Raw genomic sequence first — 22,625 nt, forward strand, 5'->3', positions numbered from 1 at the left:
GGGGCTATTTCCGCGTTGCGCTAGCTGCGGAAACGCGGGGTCCGTTCAGGCTGTTGCGCTGAGATTGAAAATCAACCAATGCCTATTGATATAAGTAAGCGATGGCGGTGCCGGTGTGGACTTGGATCGTGGCTGTTGACCTAACGACGTTGCTGATGCCCGTGTCGGCTAGTAGACCTAACGAAGCGTGATCTAGCTCCCACTCTAGGCCGCGTTCGCTTACCACCGTCCCAGGGGCTATAGCAATGATAGAGAACGTCTTGTCCACGACGCCCTCGATGGTCCACGATTCGCCTTCATGCAGAATGCGGGCCGTGATCTCGTCCTCGGCAATCCAGACGGGGGCGTCTTTGTAGTTGGCTAGTAAGCCTAGGACGCTTAGGGCCATATCCGGGCGGCCACCGGTGGCGCAGGTTGCCACAACCTCGGCACCCGGCCAGCGACGGCGGACGGAATCGAGCGCTAGTGCCAGATCGGTATAGTCCTTGTACGGGTCGTGGCGCTCTACCTCAAAGGCTTCAGCGGCATCGACCAGTGCGCGGCCGGCGTCGCTCACTGTGTCGGCATCTCCCACATATACGTCGCAGCCCAGTCCCGCGCCCAGCAGCGCGTCGAGTCCGCGGTCCACGGCGACAACGTGATCGCACTCCCCCGCTAGCCTACGCAACAAATCCGCGCTCGCCACCACGGGCGAGCCGCAAACCACTAATACCTTGCAAACCACGACCCTCGCCTACCCCTCAAACGAAAGCACGCGGGCCAGGTCAAGCTCCTCGTAGCTGTCGATAAAGATATCGCAGTTGGCGCGTACGTCGTCGCGCTTCATGCGGCCGTGCGGGTCATAGATACCTACACGCTTAAAGCCCGCGGCGCCAGAGCTCTTAAGGCCAAAAACGGCGTCCTCAAACACCCAAGCGCACTCAAACTTGCACCCATGGCGCTCCTCCAGGCGGCGCAGCGCCAGCTCGTACACATCCGGGAACTGCTTGGAGCGTCCTGCCTCACCCGTCGTGGTAACAAACTCCATGTAAGCGTCGAGCCCGGCACCAGCGAGCGCGGACTGCACCAGCTCGGCCGGCGTGGACGTGGCAACGCACATGGCAATGCCCGCCGCCTTCGCCTGCTCCAAAAATGCCAGGAGCCCCTCGCGCGGCGGCACCTTGGAGTAGCCATCGATCAGGATGTCGCCCAGCTCGCGATACAGCTCCTCACCATTCGCACCAATACCCCACGTATCGTGGTAGGCCTGGCACTCGTCCTCCAGCGAAAGATGCTCAAACTGGGCAAAATCATTGACCATCACGTCAACTCCGTGGCGGTGCAATAACTCGGGCTGGGCATAAGCCCAAACGGGGGTGCTATTAACCAGTGTGCCGTCGCAATCGAAAATAAAAGCAACGTTGGGGGCGGCGGTCTGGGACATAAACGAACCTTTCAATGTCAAATGGTAAACATCCTGCTAAAAACGTTTTACCAAGCGTCAGACTAACAATCTTGAAACCCCAATTGGTAAAACTGTCAAGAGTTTTACCATTGCAATTCTGCCAGTGGTCTAAACATGGCGCTCGCCGATTAAACACCGCCGCAAATCCACTTTTCTCCATAAAAGTAACGAACAGGTGTTATCGTATTTCGTGCCGAAAGTTCCACCGAGCACGCGAGGTGGAACGAATCATAGAACTATCGCCGTCCCTTCGATTCGTGCAGCCTTGGACCTTTCGCATCTAGTCACCAAGGCAACACGCTGCCGCGTCATGATGGGATCAAACGTGAGCGATACAAAGCTAAAGCCAGCAACTAAAAAGCCCGCTACCCGTAAAGCCGCCCCGCACGCACCGGAACTCTCCAAGGACGATGTCTACCTGTTTGGCATCGGCACGTGGGAGCGCAGCTGGGAAAAGATGGGCGCGCACCCCGACACGCAGAACCGCACGCGCGGCTGGCGCTTTTGCGTTTGGGCGCCCGATGTAAAGAGCGTGCATGTCATTGGCGAATTTAACGACTGGGATGAAGAAGCCAACCCGCTGGTGCCCGTGCATACGAGCGCTATTTGGGAAGGCTTTATTCCTGGCGCAGAACAAGGTCAGCTCTATAAGTATCTCATTGAGACCAACGAGGGCGAGAAGCTCTACAAGGCCGATCCGTACGCCTTCAAGGCCGAGTGCCCTCCGGGAACGGCAAGCGTGCTGTGGACCCTCGATGGCTACAAGTGGAACGACGCCGCATGGCTCAAGCGCCGCGCCAGTCATAACCACATGTCGCAGCCCCTTAACATCTACGAGGTGCATATTGGCTCGTGGAAGCGCCACGGCGACGCGCCACAGGGCGAGCCGGACGAGTACGGCAACTACCCCGGTCCCATGGACCCCTTCCCCGCGCAGCGCGGCGAGTTCTACACCTACGACGACCTGTCGGTCGAGCTCGTGGACTACGTGCACGACATGGGCTACACGCATATCGAGGTCATGCCGCTTATGGAGCATCCCTTCGATGGCTCCTGGGGCTACCAGACGACCGGCTACTATGCCGCCACGTCGCGCTATGGCGACCCGCAGCAGCTCATGCACTTTATCGATGCGTGTCACAAGGCGGGCATTGGCGTGATCATGGACTGGGTGCCCGGCGGTTTTTGCGCCGACTCCCACGGCCTTGCCACCTTTAACGGCCACATGCTGTTTGAGCACGAGATTCACCCCAACTGGGGCACGCACAAGTTCGACTTCGCCCGTGGCGAGGTCCGCTCCTTTCTGGTCTCCAACGTGCTGTACTGGCTCGAGAACTTCCATGTTGACGGCATTCGCATGGACGGCGTGTCCAGCATGCTGTACCTCAACTTTGGCATCGACGATCCCGGCCAAAAGAAGTTCAATAAGTACGGTACCGAGGAGGACCTGGACGCCAGCGCTTTTATCCGCCAGGTCAACTGCGCCGTGGAGGCCCACTTCCCTGACGTGATGATGATGGCCGAGGAGTCCACCGCGTGGCCGCTCGTGACCTATCCGCCGCAGGACGGTGGCCTGGGCTTCCACTACAAGTGGGACATGGGTTGGATGAACGACACCCTGCACTACATGCAGACCGATTTTCCGTGGCGCCCCGGCAACCACGGGCTGCTCACGTTCTCCATCATGTACGCCTTTACCGAGAACTTTATTTGCCCGCTGAGCCACGACGAGGTCGTACACGGCAAGTGCTCGCTGATCGGCCGCATGCCGGGCGACTGGTGGCGCCAATTTGCCGGCCTGCGCACGCTGGCTTTCTACCAGATGACCCACCCCGGTGCCAAGCTCAACTTTATGGGCAACGAGATCGGCCAGTTTATTGAGTGGCGCTACTACGAGTCCATCCAGTGGTTCCTGACCGAGGAGTACGAGACTCACCGTCATCATCAGGCGTTTATCAAGGCGCTCAACCACCTGTACACTGCCGAGCCGGCCCTGTACGAGCGCGGCTACACCGACGACGGCTTTACCTGGATCGATGCGGACAACTCCAAGCAGTCCATCGTGAGCTTTGTGCGCCAGGGCGAGGACGTCGATGACGACCTGGTGATCCTGATCAACTTTGACCCCGCGAGCTACGAGAGCTTCCGCGTGGGCGTGCCGCGCGAGGGCGACTGGGAGGTCATCTTCGACTCCGACCGTCCCGAGTTTGGCGGCAGCGGCTATGCCGGCGAGGAGCCCTACGCCTGCTCGAGCGAGCCCTATCCCTGGAACGGGCAGATGGACTCCATTGAGATTAAGGTGCCCGGCCTGGCAGGCGTGGTGCTTAAGCGCCGCGGTCCCAGCAGCTACAAGCCGCCGGTGGTCGAGGAACCCAAGGCTGCGCCCAAGAAGCGCACGTCCTCGGTAAAGCCCAAGCCTGCGGCTGCTAAGAAGGCTCCGGCTAAGGCGAAGGCTACCAAGCCCGCTGCCAAGGCTTCGGCCAAGTCCACCACGGCCAAAAAGGCAGCCACCAAAAAGGCTGCTCCCAAGGCCAAGACAGGCGCTGTTAAGGCATCTGGCAAGGATGCGTAACAAAGTCGTTACACGTGTAATTACCCGCCCCGTCGGGGCGTAGGATGTAGGTCATAACCGTTCCGGGGGAACCATCCCCGGGGGAAAGGAACGTATGAATAAGATCTTCGACAACAAGCAGGAGTTTACCGAGCTCTATCGCGATGCCGTCATGAGCATTAGCGGCAAGAGCGTCGAGGCCGCCAGCGACCTCGACCGCTTTAACGCCCTGGCCAAGCTCGTGGCCGAGAAGGCGCGCACCGTTGCCACCAAGAGCGACGCCCGCGCCACCGCCGAGGGCAAAAAGCGCGTGTACTACTTCTCGATCGAGTTTTTGATCGGTCGCCTGCTCGACAACTACCTACTCAACTTTGGCGTGCGCGACATGGTCGCCGAGGCACTCGACGACATGGGCTTCGACCTGTCCGTCATCGAGAACCAGGAGCCCGATCCGGCCCTGGGCAACGGTGGCCTGGGTCGTCTGGCCGCGTGCTTCCTGGATTCCATGGCAGCCGAGGGCATTGCCGGCTACGGCAACGGCATGCGCTACCGCTACGGCCTGTTTAAGCAGGAGATCGTCAACGGCAGCCAGGTCGAGGCCACCGACGAGTGGCTCACCCACGGCTATCCCTGGGAGGTCCGTCGTCAGGACAAGGCCGTAACCATTAAGTTTGGTGGCCATGTTGAGGGCTTTGAGGAGAACGGCCGCACGTTCTACCGCACGGTGGACACGCAGGATATCCTGGCCGTCCCCTATGACATCCCCGTGGTGGGCTATGCCGGGGAGACCGTCAACAAGCTGCGCGTTTGGGCTGCCGAGCCGGTCGAGGAGCACTTCGATCTGGAGGCCTTCAACCGCGGCGACTATGCCCTGGCAGACGCCGAGCGCGCCGAGGCCGAGGCCATCAGCGCCATCCTCTACCCCAACGACGCCGGCGAGCACGGCCGTCTGCTGCGCCTGAAGCAGGAGTACCTGTTTGTCTCGGCCGGTATCTACAGCCTGCTCGACACCTTTGAGAAGGAGCATGGCGCGAACTGGGAGCTGCTGCCGCAGTTTGTGGCCATCCACACCAACGACACGCACCCCGCCATGTGCGGCCCCGAGCTTATGCGTATCCTCATCGACGAGAAGAAGCTCGAGTGGGATGACGCTTGGAACATCGTGACGCAGGTCGTGAGTTACACCAACCACACCATCCTGCCCGAAGCTCTGGAGAAGTGGCCCATCGGCACGTTCTCCAAGCTCCTCCCCCGCGTGTACCAGATCATCGACGAGATCAGCCGTCGTTGGCACGAGTCTTTCGACACCACGCAGGAGGGCTGGCAGGAGCGTCTGCGCCAGACCGCCATTCTGTGGGACGGCGAGATTCGCATGGCCAACCTGTCCGTGATCTGCAGCCATAGCGTCAACGGCGTCGCCAAGATCCACTCCGACATCATCAAGAACATCGTGCTCAAGGACTTCTATGCCTTAACGCCCGAGAAGTTCAACAACAAGACCAACGGCATCTCGCACCGTCGCTTCTTTGCCGAGGCCAACCCCACCTACGCCAAGCTCGTTACCGAGGCCATTGGCGATGGCTGGCTCAAGGACGCCTTTGAGCTGGAGAAACTCAAGGAGTTTAAGGACGACACCGAGTTCTTGAAGGCCGTGGGTGCCTCCAAGCGCGCCAACAAGGAGCGTCTGGCCGCCTACGTTAAGGCCGAGACCGGTCTAATCATCGACCCAAACACCGTCTTCGATGTCCAGGTGAAGCGCTTCCATGCCTACAAACGCCAGCTCATGAACATCATGAAGGTGATGGACATCTACAACCGTCGCATCGCCAATCCCAACTTCCACGTGACGCCGACGACCTTCATCTTTAGCGGCAAGGCTGCCTCGAGCTATACCTTTGCCAAGGAGACCATCCGCCTCATTAACTCCGTGGCCGACGTCATCAACAACGACGCCCGCGTCAACGAGGTCATGAAGGTTTGCTTTATCCCCAACTTCCGCGTAAGCAACGCCCAGCTCATCTACCCCGCCGCCGAGATTTCGGAGCAGATCTCCACGGCCGGCAAGGAGGCCTCGGGCACGTCCAACATGAAGCTCATGATGAACGGCGCCATTACGCTGGGCACCCTCGACGGCGCTAACATCGAGATCGCCGACCTGGCCGGCCGCGAGAACGAGGCCATCTTTGGCCTGACTGCCCCCGAGGTCGAGCAGCTCTGGGCATCGAACAGCTACTTTGCGTGGGATACGCTCAACGGCGACCGCGAGCGTCTGGGCCGCGTGATGGACGAGCTCAAGGACAACACCTTTGCGGGTCTTTCGGGCAACTTCGAGAGCATCTACAACGAGCTCATGAACAACAACGACCCCGACCTGGTCATGGCGGACTTCCGCAGCTACGTCGACGCCTGGGAGAAGCTCACCGGCAGCTACGGCGACCAGGAGACCTGGAACCGCAAGGCCCTGCTCAACACCGCCTCCTCCGGCTGGTTCTCGAGCGACCGCACCATTCGCGAGTACCGCGACGAGATCTGGCACGCGTAAAGGCGCGCGAGCTCCCTTTGCCGCACGGCATTATTCGACGGGCGCGACGTTGCGCTGCGCCCGTCGCTAATGGGTTTAGGAACATCGATGACAGAAGGGGAAAACGATGAGTAAGAAAGAATGCATCGCGATGCTCCTCGCAGGAGGACAGGGCAGCCGATTGGGGGCACTCACCCAAAAGATCGCCAAGCCGGCGGTTAGCTTTGGTGGCAAGTTCCGCATTATCGACTTTTCGCTCTCCAACTGCTCCAACTCGGGCATCGACACGGTGGGCGTTCTGACGCAGTACCGTCCCTACCTGCTGCATGCCTACGTGGGCTCCGGCGAGGCGTGGGATCTGGACAGCCGCGACGGCGGCGTGTCGATCCTGCCGCCGTACGAGACGCAGACCGGCGGCGCCTGGTATGCGGGCACGGCAGACGCCATCACGCAGAACCTCGACTACATCAAGGCCAACGACCCCAAGTACGTCCTGATTCTTTCGGGCGATCACCTGTATCGCATGGACTACCGCAAGATGCTCAAGACGCACATTGAGAACAATGCCGACCTCACGGTAAGCGTTATGCCCGTGCCGTGGGAGGAGGCCAGCCGCTTTGGCATCCTGACCACCGACCCCGAGGACGGCCGCATCACCAAGTTCACCGAGAAGCCCGAGAAGCCCGATTCGAACCTCGCGTCCATGGGCATCTACATCTTCTCGGCCGACGTGCTGATCGAGGCGCTCGAGGAGGACGCCCTGGACCAGCGCTCGAGCCACGACTTTGGCAAGGACATCATCCCCAAGCTGCTCGGTGAGAACAAGCGCCTGTACAGCTACGAGTTCCACGGCTTCTGGAAGGACGTCGGCACCATCGCCAGCTTCCATGAGACCTCGATGGACCTGCTGGGTAACAACCCCGAGTTCGATCTGTTTGACAAGAACTTCCCCATCATGTCCAACATCACCACGCGTCCGCCGCACTACATTGGCCCGGACGGCCGCCTGGACGACTGCCTGGTCTCCAACGGCTGCAAGATCTACGGCACCGCTCGCCACTCGATCCTCTCGACCGATGTCATCATCGAGGAGCGCGCCGTGGTCGAGGACTCCGTGCTGCTGCCGGGTGCGCACGTTAAGAGCGGCGCGCACATCTGCCGCGCTATTTTGGGCGAGAACTCCACGGTCGAAGAGGGCGTGAAGCTCGGCTCTGTCGATACCACCAAGGATACGGCCGTCGTTGGAAATGACGTCGTTATCGGGAAGGGGGAATGATCCGATGATCAATCGTAAGGCCATCGGTTACATCACCGCTAACTACTCTTCGACCTACGGCAGCGTGCTGCTCAAGGACCGCCCCATCGCGTCCGTTCCGTTTTTGGGCCGCTACCGCCTGATCGACTTCCCGCTGTCCAACATGATGAATGCCGGCATCAAGACCGTTGGCGTCGTCATGCCGGGCAACTACCGCTCGCTGATCGACCACGTGGGCTCTGGCAAGGACTGGGGCCTGGACCGCAAGAAGGGCGGCCTGTTCATGGTGCCCGGCAACGCGTATGGCACCACCAAGGGCGGCATGCGCTTCCTGCTGCGCGACATCATCTCCAACAAGACGCTGTTCCAGCGCTCGGAGAAGCCCTATGTCGTGATGATGGGCACCAACATCATCTTTAACATGGACCTCAACACCATCATCGAGGCGCACGAGAACTCCGGTGCCCAGATGACCGTGGTGTACTGCAAGGCCACGCGCAACGTCGATGACGAGACCAAGCTCGAGATTAACGAGAACGGCCGCCTGACGGGCGTCAGCGCCGGCGTCGTGTACGGCGACAACGCCTCTATGGACTGCTGCATCGTCAACCGCGAGACGCTGCTCGAGATCATCGACCACTACCAGGCCGCCGACTATCTGGACCTGCTCGAGGCACTCCAGGGCGACTTTGGCAACATCGACGTGTGCAGCTACGAGTACAAGGGCGAGGTCGTGGGCGTGTTTAGCGAGAAGTCGCTGTATCGCCGCAGTATGGACCTACTCGACCAGACCGTGGCCGACCAGCTCTTCGATCCTGAGCGCCCAATCCTGACCAAGGCTCACGACGTGCCGCCTTCGCGCTATGCGACCGGCAGCCACGCGTGCAACTCGATCATCTCGGCCGGCTGCATCATCAAGGGCACCGTGCGCAACTCGATCCTGTCGCGCGGCGTCGTGGTCGAGGAGGGCGCGTCGGTCACCAACTCGATCATCAACCAGAGCTGCATCATCAAGAGCGGCGCCCGCGTCGAGAATGCCATTCTGGACAAGAACAACGTGGTCCCCACCAACACCGAGCTTCGCGGCACGCCCGAGAACATCTTGGTGCTGGGCAAGGCTCCGTTAACTTCCGACACCACCATCGTACGTTAACGTTGGCACCGCAACATCGCTCGTAACATGTAGAATAGCCGCCCGGTTAGCGCCAGGCGGCTATTCTCGAATTGCAACATGGGAGACAATATGGCTGATTCCAGCAAAAAGATGCAGATCGTGTTTGCCTCGGCCGAGTGCGCACCGTTTGTTAAGACCGGTGGCCTGGGCGACGTGGCGGGCTCGCTGCCTGCGGCGCTTGTGCGCGCCGGCGCCGAAGTTATCGTGATGGTGCCCAAGTACGCCACCATCAAGGACGAGTACAAGGCGCAAATGGAGCACTTCTCCGACTTTTACGTGAGCCTGGGCTGGCGCAACGAGTACTGCGGGCTCGAGAAGCTCGAGCACGACGGCGTCACCTATATGTTCATCGACAACGAGCGCTACTTTGCGCGCGACTATCCGTACGGCTTCTTTGACGACGGCGAGCGCTTTGCGTTCTTCTCCAAGGCCATCACCGAGAGCCTGCAGCACCTGCCGGCCGGCTTTGAGTGCGACATCCTGCACTGCAATGACTGGCAGACGGCTATGGCGCCCGTGTTCTTGCGCGAGTTCTACCAGGGCCTGCCGCTGTATGACCGCGTCAAGACCGTGTTCTCGATCCACAACGTGGCGTTCCAGGGCCAGTTTAGCGACACCGTGATGGAGGACATCCTGGGCGTGGCGCACATTCCGGCGGCCGCCTCGCAGCTGCGTTGCGACGCCTGCAGCATCAACTACATGCTGGGTGCCCTGCGCTATGCCGATGCCATCACCACGGTGAGCCCCACCTATGCCAACGAGATCCAGACGCCCGAGTTTGGCGAGGGCCTGGATGGCGTGCTGCGCGAGCGTTCGTACGCGCTGCAGGGCATCCTTAATGGCATTGATGTGGCAGGCTTTGACCCGGCGACCGACAAGCGCATTGCCGCCAACTACACCGTCGAGGACCGTTCTGGCAAGGCCGTGTGCAAGGCCAAGCTGCAGGAAGAGCTGGGACTCGAGGTTCGCGACGACCGTCCGCTTATGGTCATGGTCACGCGTCTGACGCGCCAGAAGGGCTTGGATCTGGTAATGTACGCGCTCGATCGCATTTTGGCAGGCGGCGTGCAGGTGGCCGTGCTTGGCACTGGCGACCGCGACTACGAGGATGGACTGCGCTACTTCCAGGACAAGTACCCCGGCACCATGGCCGCACGCATCGAGTTCGATCCTGCGCTGTCGCAGCGTATGTATGCCGCAGCCGACATGTTCCTGATGCCTTCGAAGTTTGAGCCCTGCGGCCTGTCGCAGATCATCGCCATGCGCTACGGTACCCTGCCCATCGTGCGCGAGACCGGTGGCCTGAAGGACACTGTGATCCCGTACAACGAGTTTACCGGCGAGGGTACGGGCTTCTCGTTTAGCAACTTTAACGGCGACGAGATGGGCGACGCCGTGTTCCGCGCGGCACGCCTGTTCTGGGACAACCGCGACGCCTGGAAACAGCTGGTCACGCAGGCCATGAGCCAGGACTTTAGCTGGACGCGCTCGGCCGATAAGTATCTGGACCTGTACTTCTTTATGCACCCGGAGATTGAGAGGCCGGCGGCTGTTGTCGACGAACCTGAGGCTGTTGCTGAGCCGGTGGCTGCTGAGGAACCCAAGGCCGAAGAGAAGCCGGTTGAGGCTGAGCCTGCAAAGGCCGAGCCTAAGGTGAAGGCTGAGGTTGCTCTTGAGGCAGAGGACGAGGTCAAGCCCGCTGCAAAGCCCGCAGCTAAGAAGACCACGACCCGCAAGACGACCACTAAGAAGGCAACGACGACCAAAGCTGCCGCGACTAAAACAACGGCTGCCAAGACAACGACCACGCGCAAGCGCACGACCGCCGCTGCCAAGAAGACGACCACGACTGCCAAGAAGGCAACAGCTGCCAAGAAGACCACGGCAACGAAGTCGACGGCCGCCAAGGCTACTGCGACCAAGGTCGCTCCGAAGGCTGCCGCAAAGCCCGCCGTCAAGGTCGAGGAGACGCCTGCCGAGCCCAAGGCCGAAGCAGCCGTCGAGGCCAAGCCGACCGCCAAGACCACCACGCCCAAGCGCACTGCAACGACGGCCAAAAAGACCACGACCAAGGCTGCTGCTCCTAAGGCGGAAGCTAAGGCCGAGGCCAAACCCGCAGTAAAGGCCAAGCCTGCGCCGAAGGCCGCCGAGGTCAAGCCCGCTGCCGCCAAAGAGGAGCCCAAGGCCGAGGTAAAGGCCAAGCCCGAGCCCACAATGGAGACCCCGGTCTCCCCCGCCGCCGCAACCGAGAAAAAGGCGCCGTCGAAGAAGACTTCCGTCCGCAAGGCAATGGCCACCCGCAAGCGCCGCTAATCCAGACGATCCAAAACCTTATCAAACCCTAAGCAAGGGGCGCTCCAACCGGGCGCCCCTTCTCTGTTGATAGTTGGTAAAACGATTTTCTAGGACAACCGTTCGCCGATGGTAAACGGATGTTGTTTATACAGCCTGTGTACAACAGATATACTTACATCCTGTGCGTAAAGCCCATGGCCCGCAGGCCGTGATTCTATTGAACTGGACCGTACTATGAGATTGATACACAACAGCCGTCTGCCGCAGTTTCGCACTCCGTTTGGCGCTGTGACCACAGGAACTACCCTTTCACTCTCCGTGATTCTGGAGGATGCCGATCCCAACCAAGCAACGCTTACGCTGCGTACCTGGGTTGACGAGATCGGTGAGTCTCGGTATCCCATGACGCACGAGGGCGACGGCATATTTACTGTAGAGCTTGAGTGCACCGAGCCCTGTCTTATCTGGTACAGCTTTATCTGCAATATCGAGGGCCAGCCCGAGGTCCGCTTGGGCGCACCGCAGGGTCGCACCGGTGGCGAGGGCGTAACTTACGACTACGCCGAGGTGCCGTCCTTCCAGATTACCGTCTATAAGCACCGCGAAGTGCGTCCCGAGTGGTACGAACGTGGTATGGTCTACCAGATCTTCCCCGATCGCTACGCCCGAGATGAAAACTGGCGCGTGCGCACGCTGGCCGAGGTCGAAAAACCACGCAACGGAATCCAGCGCCGCATGGTCGAGGACTGGAACGAGCCGCCCGTGTACGAGCGCGCCGAAGACGGCTCCATCAAAATCTGGGACTTCTACGGCGGGTCGCTCAAGGGCATCCAGGAAGACCTGCCTCGCATCGCGGAGCTGGGCTTTACAGCCATCTACCTCAACCCCATTTTTGAAGCCGCGAGCAACCACCGCTACGACACGGCCGACTACACCAAGATCGACCCGATCCTGGGCACCGAGCAGGACTTTACCGAGCTGTGCCAGGCGGCCGAGAAGCTGGGCATCTCCATCATTCTCGACGGCGTCTTCAACCACACGGGCGATGACTCGATCTATTTCAACCGCTACGGCAACTACCCCGGCGTGGGCGCGTGGCAGAGCGAGGATTCGCCATGGCGCGATGCGTTTTATTTCCATGAGGACGGCTCATACGACTGCTGGTGGGGCGTGGGCAATATGCCCGCCATCAATGAGAGCTCTGAGCTGGTACGCGAGCGGCTCCTGGGCAAGGACGGCGTGATCCGTAAATGGCTACGTGCCGGCGCTCATGGCTGGCGCCTAGACGTGGCCGACGAGCTTTCGGACGACTTCCTGACCGAGATCAAGAAGGCCGTACTTGCCGAAAAGCCTGACGCTCTGTTGCTCGGCGAAGTCTGGGAAGACGCCTCCAACAAGATCAGCTACGGCCATCTGCGTCGCTACCTACAGGGCTCCGAGTTGGACTCTGCTATGGATTACCCCTTCCGCGACATGGTCATCGGCTTTTTGATGGGCTACAAGAACGCCTACGAGGCCGCTGAGGATATCGAGACCCTGCGCGAGAACTACCCGAGCGAGGCATTGTCCTGCGCGCTCAACCTGCTGTCGAGCCACGATCGCCCGCGTATCATCTCGGTGCTCGGCGGCGGCCCCGACGAGTCGCAGCTGCCCGAGTGTGAACGCAGCAAATGGCGCCTGGACGAGAACTCGATGGGCCTGGCCAAGAGCCGTTTTTGGCTCGCCACGCTCATGCAGATGACCTTCCCCGGCGTGCCTTCGATCTACTACGGCGACGAATACGGCCTGGAGGGTCTAACCGATCCGGGCAACCGCCGCACCCTGCCGACCAAGGACCAACTGCACGACTTCGACACGCTGGCTATTGTCAAAAACGCCTCCGCCGTACGCCGCGCACTGCCGTTTATGATCGACGGCGAGATCAAGGCCTTCGCGCTCAACGACGAGGTGCTGGCATACAACCGCACGGGCAAGGATGGCGAGTCCGCGACGGTTATCATCAACCGCAGCCTGCGCAACTCGCACCGCGTGACAATTCCGGCGCTCGGCGAATGTGCAAGCGACGTGATTAGTGGCCACGAGTGCGAGATTCACAACGGCACCGTCACGCTCGATCTGTATCCGCTGGGTTCATCGATCATCTATCACCACGCCGAGCAGCGTCTGCAAGAGCCGCTCGATCATGGTGCGGGCGTTGTGTGCCATATCACATCGGTGCCGACCGACGACGGTAAGCCCGGAACGATCGGCGCGCCAACGCGTCGTTTTATCGACCATCTGGCCGCAATGGGCATGCGCTACTGGCAGGTCCTGCCCGTCAACCCCACGGACTTCTTCCGCTCCCCTTACGCCGGTCCTTCGGCTTTTGCTGGCAATATCGACCTGCTGCCCGAGAGTCACAAGGAGCTAGCCGCCGACTTTGAAACTTGGAAGGCCCGTGGCGGCGAGGATGCCGATCCGCTCTACACGGCGTTTAAGCATCGCAACGCCGATTGGCTCGAGAAGTACTGCGTCTACATGGCCGTCAAGAAATACTTTGAGGGCGAGTCGCGCCACGATTGGCCGGCGGATGTCGCGCGCTACAACGAGCACCTGATCGACGACAAGCGTTTCCACGACGAGGCCGAGCTTCAGGCGTACATGCAGTACCGCTTTGACCTGGCTTGGTGCGAGCTTATGAACTATGCGCACAAGAAGGGCATCGAGGTCATCGGCGATATTCCTATGTACGTGTCCGACGATTCGGCAGATGCGTGGAGCGAACCCGAGAACTTCTGGCTGTCCGATACCGGTAAGGCAATCGAGATCTCCGGTGCGCCGCCCGACAACTTTGCGCCCGAGGGCCAGGTGTGGGGCAACCCGACGTTCCGCTGGGACCACATGAAGCAGAACGGCTACCGCTGGTGGATGGATCGCCTACGTCGTGCGTTCTCGCTCTACGACCGCGTGCGCCTGGATCACTTCCTGGGCTTCCACAGCTACTTTAGCATTCCCGCAGGTAAGGCCTGCGCCGACGGGCGTTGGCTGGCAGGCCCGGGCAAGGACCTTTTCCAGACCGCCTATGACGAGTTGGGGCCGCTCAACTTTATTGCCGAGGACCTGGGCTACCTGACGCCCGGCGTTCGCGCCATGGCTTCGACCTGCGGCTTTCCCGGCATGGACGTGCTGGAGTTTAGCGACTACGACGTCCGCAACGGCGTGCACCCCACGCCGGGCAAGATCCTGTACACCTCGACGCACGATACGTCGACATTGGCCGGTTGGAGCACGCGTTCCTTTGCGGGCGGCGATGAACCAAGCGGTGTTGAGGTGGCGGCCAAGCTGATGAGCGACGCGCTGGCAAGCGACGCTCCCCTGGTGATGATGCCGCTGCAGGATGTCCTGGGGCTGGGCGACGACGCGCGCATGAACGTACCGGGCGTGGCCACGGGCAACTGGACCTGGCAGGCTGACGAGGCCGACGTTGCGGCCGCTGAGGGCAAAACCGCACAGCTCCTGCGCAACACGCATAGATTCTGGGGCGAAGCGTGATAAAACGCCCGATATAGGGTACAGTTACAGACGTTTGAATTTTTGCGGGCAGAGTGATCTGCCCGCTTTGTGCTGAAAAGGAAGTATTATGGCGCGCTACGATTACAAGTGCTCGAGCTGCGGCAACGTGTTTGAGGTTGAGCATCCCATGTCCGAGACCCCCGAGGTCGTGTGCCCGAGCTGCGGTGCCCCGGCGGCCAAGACGTTCTCGGCTAGCGGCATCAAGTTTGAGGGCAGCGGCTTCTACAACACCGACCAGCGAAGCGGCGGCTCCAGCACCAGCGCCACCAACGGCTGCTGCGCCAACTGCCCGCATAACCACTAGGAACAATTCGGCCCCGCGATCAACGCCGATCGCGGGGCTGATTCTTTAGCAACCCAGGCATCTCTATGAGTTGCGGTGAAATAAGGACTCTTTAGCAGGTAGAAGCCGCTTTTCAATCCCTATTTCACCGCAACTTAGTTATTACTTGTGGACCAGGCGGGCGCAGAAGTGGCCGTCGTAGGAGTCGGCGTTTACGGGGACGCTTTGGAAGAGGCCACGGTCGTTTTGACGGACGGCTACCAGCTTCTTGGCCTGCTCGAAATCGGGCAGTTGCAGGATCTGCGCCTCGGAGAGCGGCTCCAGGCTAAAACCGGTGCCCTCGGGAGAGTTTAGGAAAGCATCCACGACCTGCGTGTTCTCTTCGTCAAAGACCGAGCACGTCGCATAGATGAGCTCGCCGCCAGCAGCCACGCGCGCGGCAGCCTCTTTGAGCATCGTCAGCTGCAGTTTGGGCAGCTCAACCGTCACATCCTTTTCGGTCAGACGCCACGGAATCTCGGGATGACGGCGCATAGTGCCGGTGCCAGAGCACGGCGCGTCGATAAAGACCGTGTCGAACTTAACCGGCTCGCCAAGCATGGCATCAAACGATGTGAGCACCTCATCAAGCTCGCAAGCATCACGCGAAACCGTACGAACGCCCTGAATGCCGGCCTTATGCAGGCGAGCGAGATTCAGATCGCACTTGCGATCATGCAGATCGAGCGCCGTATGCTGACGCTCATAGCCCGCACGCTTGGCCTGGCACATCATCACATAGGTCTTGGTGCCACGACCAGCACCAATCTCAAGGCAGCTACCAGGGCGCGTGGCAGCTGTGGCGATAAGTTGCGCGTTGAGATCAGATGCCACCGCGGCAGCACGCTCAAACACACCCGAAGCAACGGTAACCTGGGCATCAACCGGGGCATGGCAGCCCGGGAACACGGGTGCCACAAGCTGCGAAATATACGGATCGAGCTTAGTCGCAAAGGCGTTCTCATGCAGGGCCAGCGGCGCGGGGGCCAGATTGCCGGCAAAGTTAAGCGCACCCTCGGGCGTGTCAAACGACGCCATAATGCGAGCGCACAGCCAGCGAGGAAGACCCATAAGGCGCGACAGACGAACCAAGCGTCGCTCGGACTCATCCATGTCGGATGCCGTGGCAAAGTCCTCAACATTGTCCGCAACCTTATGCAGTACAGCATTGGCCAAGCCGGCGGCGGACTTAGCACCGCAACGAACCAGTTCAACACCCTGACTTACGGCAACACGGCCCGGCGTATGCAGGTAGAGCATCTCGAAGGCCGAGATACGAAGCGCCATGCGAACGCGCGGCGCAACCTTTTTGGGCTTATCGAGAAACTGATCGAGCAGCTCGTCCAAAATACCCTGCGTGGCGGCCACACCCAGCGCCAAGCGGGCGGCAAAAGCGGAATCGCGCTGGTCAATAGCCTTGGCCGATGCGCGAGAGGACAGCACGTCGCGCGCATACATGCCGCGGCGATCGGCCTCCATCAGCACATCGAGCGCAAGCTTGCGCGCGGGAGACAGCTTGCTCATGACAAAACACCCCAGATAAGATCGGCACCCTGCAGGCCAGCAGCCCAAGCAGAAGCGACCATAGCACGCTTGCCATCAGGCTTAACCTCGAGCAACTCAACCGAGCCATCGGAAAGGCCAAGGTAAACACGCTTAGCCTGAACGAGAACCTGACCCTCGCCAAGCGACACATCAGCCGCCGCAGCATCGAGCACACGCACGGTCTTGCCGGCAATCACGCAACGAGCAGGCGCGGTATCGGACGAGGCCAGCACATGACGCACGCAATCGAGCGCCGACATTTGCGGATCCAAGCGCATCTCCTGCTTAGAAATCTTGGCAGCATGGGTAACGAGCGCCTCGTCCTGTTCGATCCACACGGCGATGCCATCGGCAAGAGAAGGAAGCATATCGGCAAGCAGTTTGCCGCCGAGCTCAGCGAGCTCCATAGTCAGCGCCTCGGCATGCTTACCGGCAACAGAGGTCGAGGCCTGCGCACAATAGGCGCCGGTATCCACGCCATGCCCAATGCGCATAATAGAAACGCCGGCGACCTCGTCACCAGCAAGAATGGCACGTTGAATAGGAGCAGCCCCACGCCAACGAGGCAGCAGCGAAGCATGAACATTCACAATACCAAGCGGAGCCATATGCAGCACCTCATCAGGCAAAATGCAACCATAGGCAGCCACACAGAAAATATCAGCCTGGGCAGCCTTGAGCGCCTCAACAACCTCAGGGGTCATACGATTTGCCTCAATAACCTGCAACCCCAGCTCAAGCGCCTTAGCCTTAACAGGAGACGGCTCAAGCTTCTTACCACGCCCACGAACAGCATCGGGACGAGTAACAACAAGCGCAATATCGTTCCCAGCCTCAACAAGCGAAGTCAGCGAGGGCACAGCAAAATCAGGCGTGCCCATAAACACAATACGCATAAAGGACGTCTCCCCTCAAATAAAACCGAGACAGCTACAAATAACGGCGGAAAGCCAAGTACCCAGCCCATCCGCAATAACAATTCAACAAGAACAAATATACCCAAAACCAAAGAAAGAGCCGCATAAAAGCAGCCCTCTCAACAAAGCAATTATCAGCGAAGACGCCCATCCCTGGCCCGACGGCACCCGGGCGAAAAGGAGCACGAAAACGCAGTCCCCTTCCGCCGCAGGGCTTAGGTTTTGCTCCACGCGCAGTTCCGCACGAGCCGAAGAGCACTTAATGTGCTCTTCGTGCGAGCAGGACTGTTTGAGCATGGAGCAAAACCTAAGCCCTGCGGCGGAAGGGGACGGTGGGACCTACTCCGTCTCGCCCGGTCGAGCGCCGCGGGCCAGGGCGTCCTGGTACTCCTTGACGGCCTTGAGCCTCTGCATGGGCTTAAGGCGCTCGAACATGGTGTTGCCGTGCAGGTGATCGATCTCGTGCTGCAGGCACACGCAGAACAGGTCGCCCGAAGCCTCATAGCGAATCAGGTTTGCGTCCAAGTCGTACGCCTCGACGACGACATGGTCGGGACGCTCGATCTCGCAGCTAATGCCAGGGATGGATAGGCAGCCCTCGCTAAACGGCACCAGATGGTCGCTCTGCTCAACAATGACAGGGTTGATGAGCACGTACGGGTCGTAGTCGTTCTTGTCGCTGTAGTCGCAGTCGATGGTGACGAGTTGAATAAGCTCGCCGATCTGCGGAGCAGCCAGGCCGCAACCGCCGTTGTCGAACATCATCTTCTTCATCTTCTCGGCAAGCGCCTCGATCGCCGGGGTAATCTCCTCGATGACGGCGCACTCCTGACGCAGACGGGGGTCGGGCGACAGTACGATTCCGTTGGCTTCCATGGCCATCCTTTCAGGTTGTTACATCAAATCATAGGCATCGACGTCAACGCTCACGCTCACGCCGCGCACACAGCCCACCTCTTTGAGGCAGGCGTCGATATCATCAGAGACATGGTACCCCACGGGCGACTTCACAAGCAGATGGAAGCGGTAACGGTCCTTGGCTCTCTCGATTACACACGAAGCCGGGCCCAGCACCTGCGGCACGGCACATCCCGCCCGCAAAAAGTCGGGCGCGGCAGCATGCCAGCGACGCTTAAGAAGCTTTGCAATGCGGCCGATGTAGTCCCGCGCGTCATCCGCGTTCGTCGACCATACCAAGATGTTGGCCAGGCGCACGAACGGCGGATACAGTGCGTCGCGGCGCTGGTCCAGGTCGTAATCGGTAAAGATCGAACGGTCGTGCTCGGCGACGGCGCGAATGACTGGATCCTCGGGCAGGTAAGTCTGGATAATCACCTCGCCGGGACGATCACCGCGACCGGCACGGCCGGCGACCTGCTCCAGCAAATCGTAGGCGCGCTCCCCTGCCCTAAAATCGGGCAGCTTGAGCGCAAAGTCGGCATTGACCACGCCCACGAGCGTGACCTCGGGAAAGTCGAGGCCCTTGGCGATCATCTGGGTGCCCAGCAGCACCGCGCAGTCGGCGGCGTCGAATTGCTCAAGTAGCTTTTTGTGTGCGTCCTTGCCACGCGTGGAATCGGCGTCCATGCGGATAACGGCCACGTCCTCGGGCAGCATCTGATGCAGCGCATCCTCGATTTGCTGCGTGCCCAGGCCCATTTTTGCCAGGTAGCGGCTGCCGCATTTGGGACAGCGGCTCGTGGGGGCCGGATAGGGCTGCACGCGCCAGGACGATCCGCAGGTGTGGCACTGCAGCGTGTGCGTACGCTCGTGATACGTGAGCGCCGTGGAGCAGTGGTTGCAGGTGGGGACGCAACCGCACTCGCGGCACATCAAAAACGGCGCAAAACCGCGGCGGTTGTGCAGCAGCACGGCCTTCTCGCGGCGCTCGACCACGCGCTCCAAGCCCTCCATCAGCGGTTTTGAGAACATGGAGCGACTGCCGTGCGAAAACTCGCGGCGCAGGTCGGCGATGCGGACGGTGGGAAGCACGGCATGCCCTGGGCGCTCAGGCATCTCGACACGCGTCCAGGTAGCACCGTTGCATGTACCGCGGCGGCAGCGGTCGAGGGCCTCGGCAGAAGGCGTGGCCGAGCCCAGCACAAGTGGGCAGCGATAGCGGCGCGCCATCTCGGCCGCAACCTCGCGCGCATGGTAGCGCGGGCTGGAGCCCTGCTTGTAACTGGTCTCGTGTTCCTCGTCGATGATGATGAGACCCAGGTCGCTGAGCGGGCAAAAGAGCGCCGAACGCGCGCCGACGACAACGCGGGCAGCACCACTGGCAACCATGTCCCACTGGTCCAGGCGCTCGCCGGCCGAAAGGCGCGAGTGGAAGACCGCGACCGTCTCGCCAAAGCGCGAGCGGAAGCGGCCGACGGTCTGGGCCGTCAGCGAGATCTCGGGCACGAGCACGCAGGCAGAGCGGCCTGCCGCGAGCACGCGCTCGATGGCGGAGAGGTAAACCTCGGTTTTGCCGGAGCCGGTGACGCCGTCGACCAGGACCACGTCGCCATGGGCGTCAAGGCGGGCGCGCTCAATCTGCGCGAGTGCCCGTTGCTGGCCGTTGGTAAGGGAGACCGGCGCTTTGCCGCTTGCCGAGGACAGCGTGGTCTGCTCGCTGCAGCCACGCCAGGCGCGGCGCTCCTCCACCACCACGACGCCGCGATTTTCGAGCGCCTTGATGGTCGCCGACATACTGTTGTAGAGCAGGTTGAGGTCGCGCGTCGTGACAGGACCACACTGGAGCGCCTCGATGAGCTGGCGCTGACGGACCGCGGTCTTGGGCGGCGTGTAATCAAAGCCTTCGGGCGTAAGCATCACCCAACGGTTTTGGATGGGCTTGACGGCTGGACGTTCAACCGTCCACACGCCGTCGTCGCCCTTGACTACACGTGGGCTGCCGCCCGGGGGCAAAAACAGGCGCAGGCACTCGGAAAGCGTCGCGACATACTCGCGGCTCATCCAGCGTGCAATACGGGCAGCATCGGCGGTAAAGAGCGGCTTGCTGAGGAAGGCCTCGATGGGCTTGATGCGCGCAGGGTCGAGGGCGTTGTTGCCCTGCAGGTCGCCCAGCTCAGGCGCAATGTCGACGATATAGCCCGCGGCGGCACGGTTACCAAAGTGGACCAGGACCGTAGACCCGATCCGGGCCTCATTAGCAAGGGACTGCGCAATGCCGTAAGCAAACGGCTCGGACAGCGCGCGGGTGGGAATGTCAAGGACAACGCTCGCGTAGGCGGCGATGGGCTCAGGTGCAGGCTTAGGCTTCACCGGAGTCTCCTCCGGTTCCGGCGAACCAAACAGCGACAGTTGTTGAGCCATACACCACCTCTAACGAACGGACCTGAAAGGGGTGGGACAAAATAATCAGTAGAGTTTGTCCCATGGCCGATACGAGTGTCGAGCTCGTTGCGTCACTCGAACATGGGACAAACACTACTGATTATTTTGTCCCAGCAACCCACTCATCGGTACAGAAACAAGAGCCCCGCTCGAGGGAACGGGGCTCGGATACATGCGTTTGCGCGTCTACTACAGCGCCATCGTGCGGGCGCGGTCGATGCGCGCCAGGCAGTCGTCGCGGCCGACGAGCGCCATGGTCTCGCCCAGCGGAGGGCTCACCATGTTGCCGCAGACGGCGACGCGCACGGCCTGGAACACCACGCGCTTCTTAAGGTCCATCTGCTCGGGCAGCGGCTCAAGCGCGGCGTCGATGGCCTCGGCAGTCCACTTGTCCACGCCCTCGAGCGCGGCCTTGGCGGCATCCAGAATGGCGCCCATGCCTTCCTTAGCCAGGCCCTTGTTGACGGATTTCTCGTCATACTCGAGCGTCTCGGCCGTAGCGAAGATGGGAGCGGCGACGGTCACGGCGTCGGCCGGCATCTTGGTGCGCGGCTTGACGATGGCGGCAAGCGCGTCGATCCAGTCCTCGCCGTACTCGACGTTGCCCTCGATGAGACCCGCCTCGTGCAGCTCGGGGACCATGATCTCGTCGGCAAACTGGGCATCGGACATGCCGTTGATGTACTCGGCATTGACCCAGTCGAGCTTCTTGGGGTCGAAGGTCGCCGGGTTCTTGGAGATGCGGTCGAGCGAGAACTTGCTAGCAAGAACATCGCGCGGGATGATCGTGGTCTCGCCGTCGAGCGACCAGCCGAGCAGCGCCAGGTAGTTGACGAAGGCGTCGGAAAGGTAGCCGGCGTCGCGGTACTCCTCCACCGAAGTTGCGCCGTGGCGCTTGGAGAGCTTCTTACCGTCGGCGCCCAGGATCATGGAGATGTGGGCGAACGTGGGCACGGGCGCGCCGAGGGCCTCGTAGACCATGACCTGGCGCGGGGTGTTGGACAGGTGGTCGTCGCCGCGGATGACATGGGTGATCTTCATCATGGCGTCGTCGACGACGGTCGCGAAGTTGTACGTGGGCGTGCCATCGGAGCGGAAGATGACAAAGTCGTCGAGCTCCTTGGCGTCGAAGGTCACCTCGCCGTGAACGGCGTCGTGGATGACGACGTCGCCGCGGTCCTCGGGCACCTTGATGCGCAGGACGTAGGACTCGCCGGCCTCGATGCGGCGGCGGGCCTCCTCGGGATCAAGATCGCGGCAACGACGCTGATAGCCCTGGAAGGGGTCCTTGCGCTCCTGCGCGGCCTTGCGGTCGGCGTCGAGCTGCTCCTTGGTGCAGAAGCAGGGATAGGCCTTGCCCTCGTCCCAAAGTTTCTGGGCGGCCTGCTTGTACAGGTCCAGGCGCTCGGTCTGGGCGTAGGGGCCAAAGTCGCCGCCTACCTCGGGACCCTCGTCCCAGTCCAGGCCCAGCCAACGCATGGCACGCAGGATGATCTGCGTGTTCTCGTCGGTGGAGCGGGTGGGATCGGTGTCGTCGATGCGCAGGATGAACGTGCCGCCGTTAGCACGGGCGAAAGCCCAGTTATAGATAGCGGTGCGGGCGCCGCCGATGTGCAGCTTGCCCGTCGGTGAGGGTGCAAAGCGGACGCGAACGTCTGATGCCATGGAAATCTCCTCGGTTGCAGGATGGATGTCTAACCGCACCAG

The 22,625-nt window shown here is 61.0% G+C and carries 14 protein-coding genes; 7 read left to right on the top strand and 7 right to left on the bottom strand.

What is annotated here, in order from left to right:
- Nucleotides 1–82: 82 nt before the first annotated feature.
- Together I2E13_RS08235 and I2E13_RS08240 are read right to left on the bottom strand one after the other, a co-directional pair.
- Nucleotides 83–724: a thiamine diphosphokinase gene (locus I2E13_RS08235; RefSeq protein ID WP_195404787.1), complete on the bottom strand. Its 642-nt coding sequence runs from the start codon at nt 722–724 to the stop codon at nt 83–85.
- 9 nt (nt 725–733) lie between these two features.
- On the bottom strand, nt 734–1,423 hold the full coding sequence (locus I2E13_RS08240) for an HAD family hydrolase (RefSeq protein WP_195404788.1): 690 nt from the start codon (nt 1,421–1,423) through the stop codon (nt 734–736).
- Between the two features lie 331 nt (nt 1,424–1,754).
- On the opposite strand from I2E13_RS08240, the gene glgB reads away from it, so the two are divergent.
- From glgB to I2E13_RS08275, 7 genes are all read left to right on the top strand, one after another.
- Nucleotides 1,755–4,016 (top strand): 1,4-alpha-glucan branching protein GlgB, encoded by a 2,262-nt coding sequence (gene glgB / locus I2E13_RS08245; RefSeq protein ID WP_195404815.1) that lies wholly within the window; start codon nt 1,755–1,757, stop codon nt 4,014–4,016.
- Between the two features lie 94 nt (nt 4,017–4,110).
- Nucleotides 4,111–6,537, top strand: coding sequence for a glycogen/starch/alpha-glucan phosphorylase (locus I2E13_RS08250; protein ID WP_195404789.1), 2,427 nt, complete (start codon nt 4,111–4,113; stop codon nt 6,535–6,537).
- Between the two features lie 106 nt (nt 6,538–6,643).
- Complete coding sequence (locus I2E13_RS08255) at nt 6,644–7,792, top strand: glucose-1-phosphate adenylyltransferase (RefSeq protein WP_035138263.1); 1,149 nt, start codon at nt 6,644–6,646, stop codon at nt 7,790–7,792.
- A 4-nt stretch (nt 7,793–7,796) separates the two neighbouring features.
- Complete coding sequence (gene glgD, locus I2E13_RS08260) at nt 7,797–8,924, top strand: glucose-1-phosphate adenylyltransferase subunit GlgD (protein ID WP_099431724.1); 1,128 nt, start codon at nt 7,797–7,799, stop codon at nt 8,922–8,924.
- Nucleotides 8,925–9,014: 90 nt separating this feature from the next.
- Complete coding sequence (glgA, locus tag I2E13_RS08265) at nt 9,015–11,258, top strand: glycogen synthase GlgA (RefSeq protein WP_195404790.1); 2,244 nt, start codon at nt 9,015–9,017, stop codon at nt 11,256–11,258.
- A 216-nt stretch (nt 11,259–11,474) separates the two neighbouring features.
- Nucleotides 11,475–14,771, top strand: coding sequence for a 4-alpha-glucanotransferase (locus I2E13_RS08270; RefSeq protein WP_195404791.1), 3,297 nt, complete (start codon nt 11,475–11,477; stop codon nt 14,769–14,771).
- 88 nt (nt 14,772–14,859) lie between these two features.
- A complete protein-coding gene (locus tag I2E13_RS08275; RefSeq protein WP_118225759.1) occupies nt 14,860–15,096 on the top strand; it encodes an FmdB family zinc ribbon protein in 237 nt (78 codons plus the stop codon).
- Between the two features lie 141 nt (nt 15,097–15,237).
- Here I2E13_RS08275 and I2E13_RS08280 read toward each other — a convergent pair whose 3' ends face one another.
- From I2E13_RS08280 to gltX, 5 genes are all read right to left on the bottom strand, one after another.
- Nucleotides 15,238–16,638 (bottom strand): RsmB/NOP family class I SAM-dependent RNA methyltransferase, encoded by a 1,401-nt coding sequence (locus I2E13_RS08280; protein WP_195404792.1) that lies wholly within the window; start codon nt 16,636–16,638, stop codon nt 15,238–15,240.
- Entirely contained in the window at nt 16,635–17,555 is a 921-nt protein-coding gene (gene fmt, locus I2E13_RS08285) for a methionyl-tRNA formyltransferase (RefSeq protein WP_195404793.1), read from the bottom strand. The genes I2E13_RS08280 and fmt overlap by 4 nt, the downstream gene beginning before the upstream one ends.
- 360 nt (nt 17,556–17,915) lie before the next feature.
- A complete protein-coding gene (def, locus tag I2E13_RS08290; protein ID WP_117767144.1) occupies nt 17,916–18,452 on the bottom strand; it encodes a peptide deformylase in 537 nt (178 codons plus the stop codon).
- An 18-nt stretch (nt 18,453–18,470) separates the two neighbouring features.
- Complete coding sequence (priA, locus tag I2E13_RS08295; protein ID WP_195404794.1) at nt 18,471–20,897, bottom strand: replication restart helicase PriA; 2,427 nt, start codon at nt 20,895–20,897, stop codon at nt 18,471–18,473.
- Between the two features lie 210 nt (nt 20,898–21,107).
- A complete protein-coding gene (gltX, locus tag I2E13_RS08300; protein ID WP_118334373.1) occupies nt 21,108–22,583 on the bottom strand; it encodes a glutamate--tRNA ligase in 1,476 nt (491 codons plus the stop codon).
- Nucleotides 22,584–22,625 lie beyond the last annotated feature (42 nt).

The organism is Collinsella aerofaciens (assembly GCF_015554145.1).
Lineage (GTDB): Bacteria > Actinomycetota > Coriobacteriia > Coriobacteriales > Coriobacteriaceae > Collinsella > Collinsella aerofaciens_AA.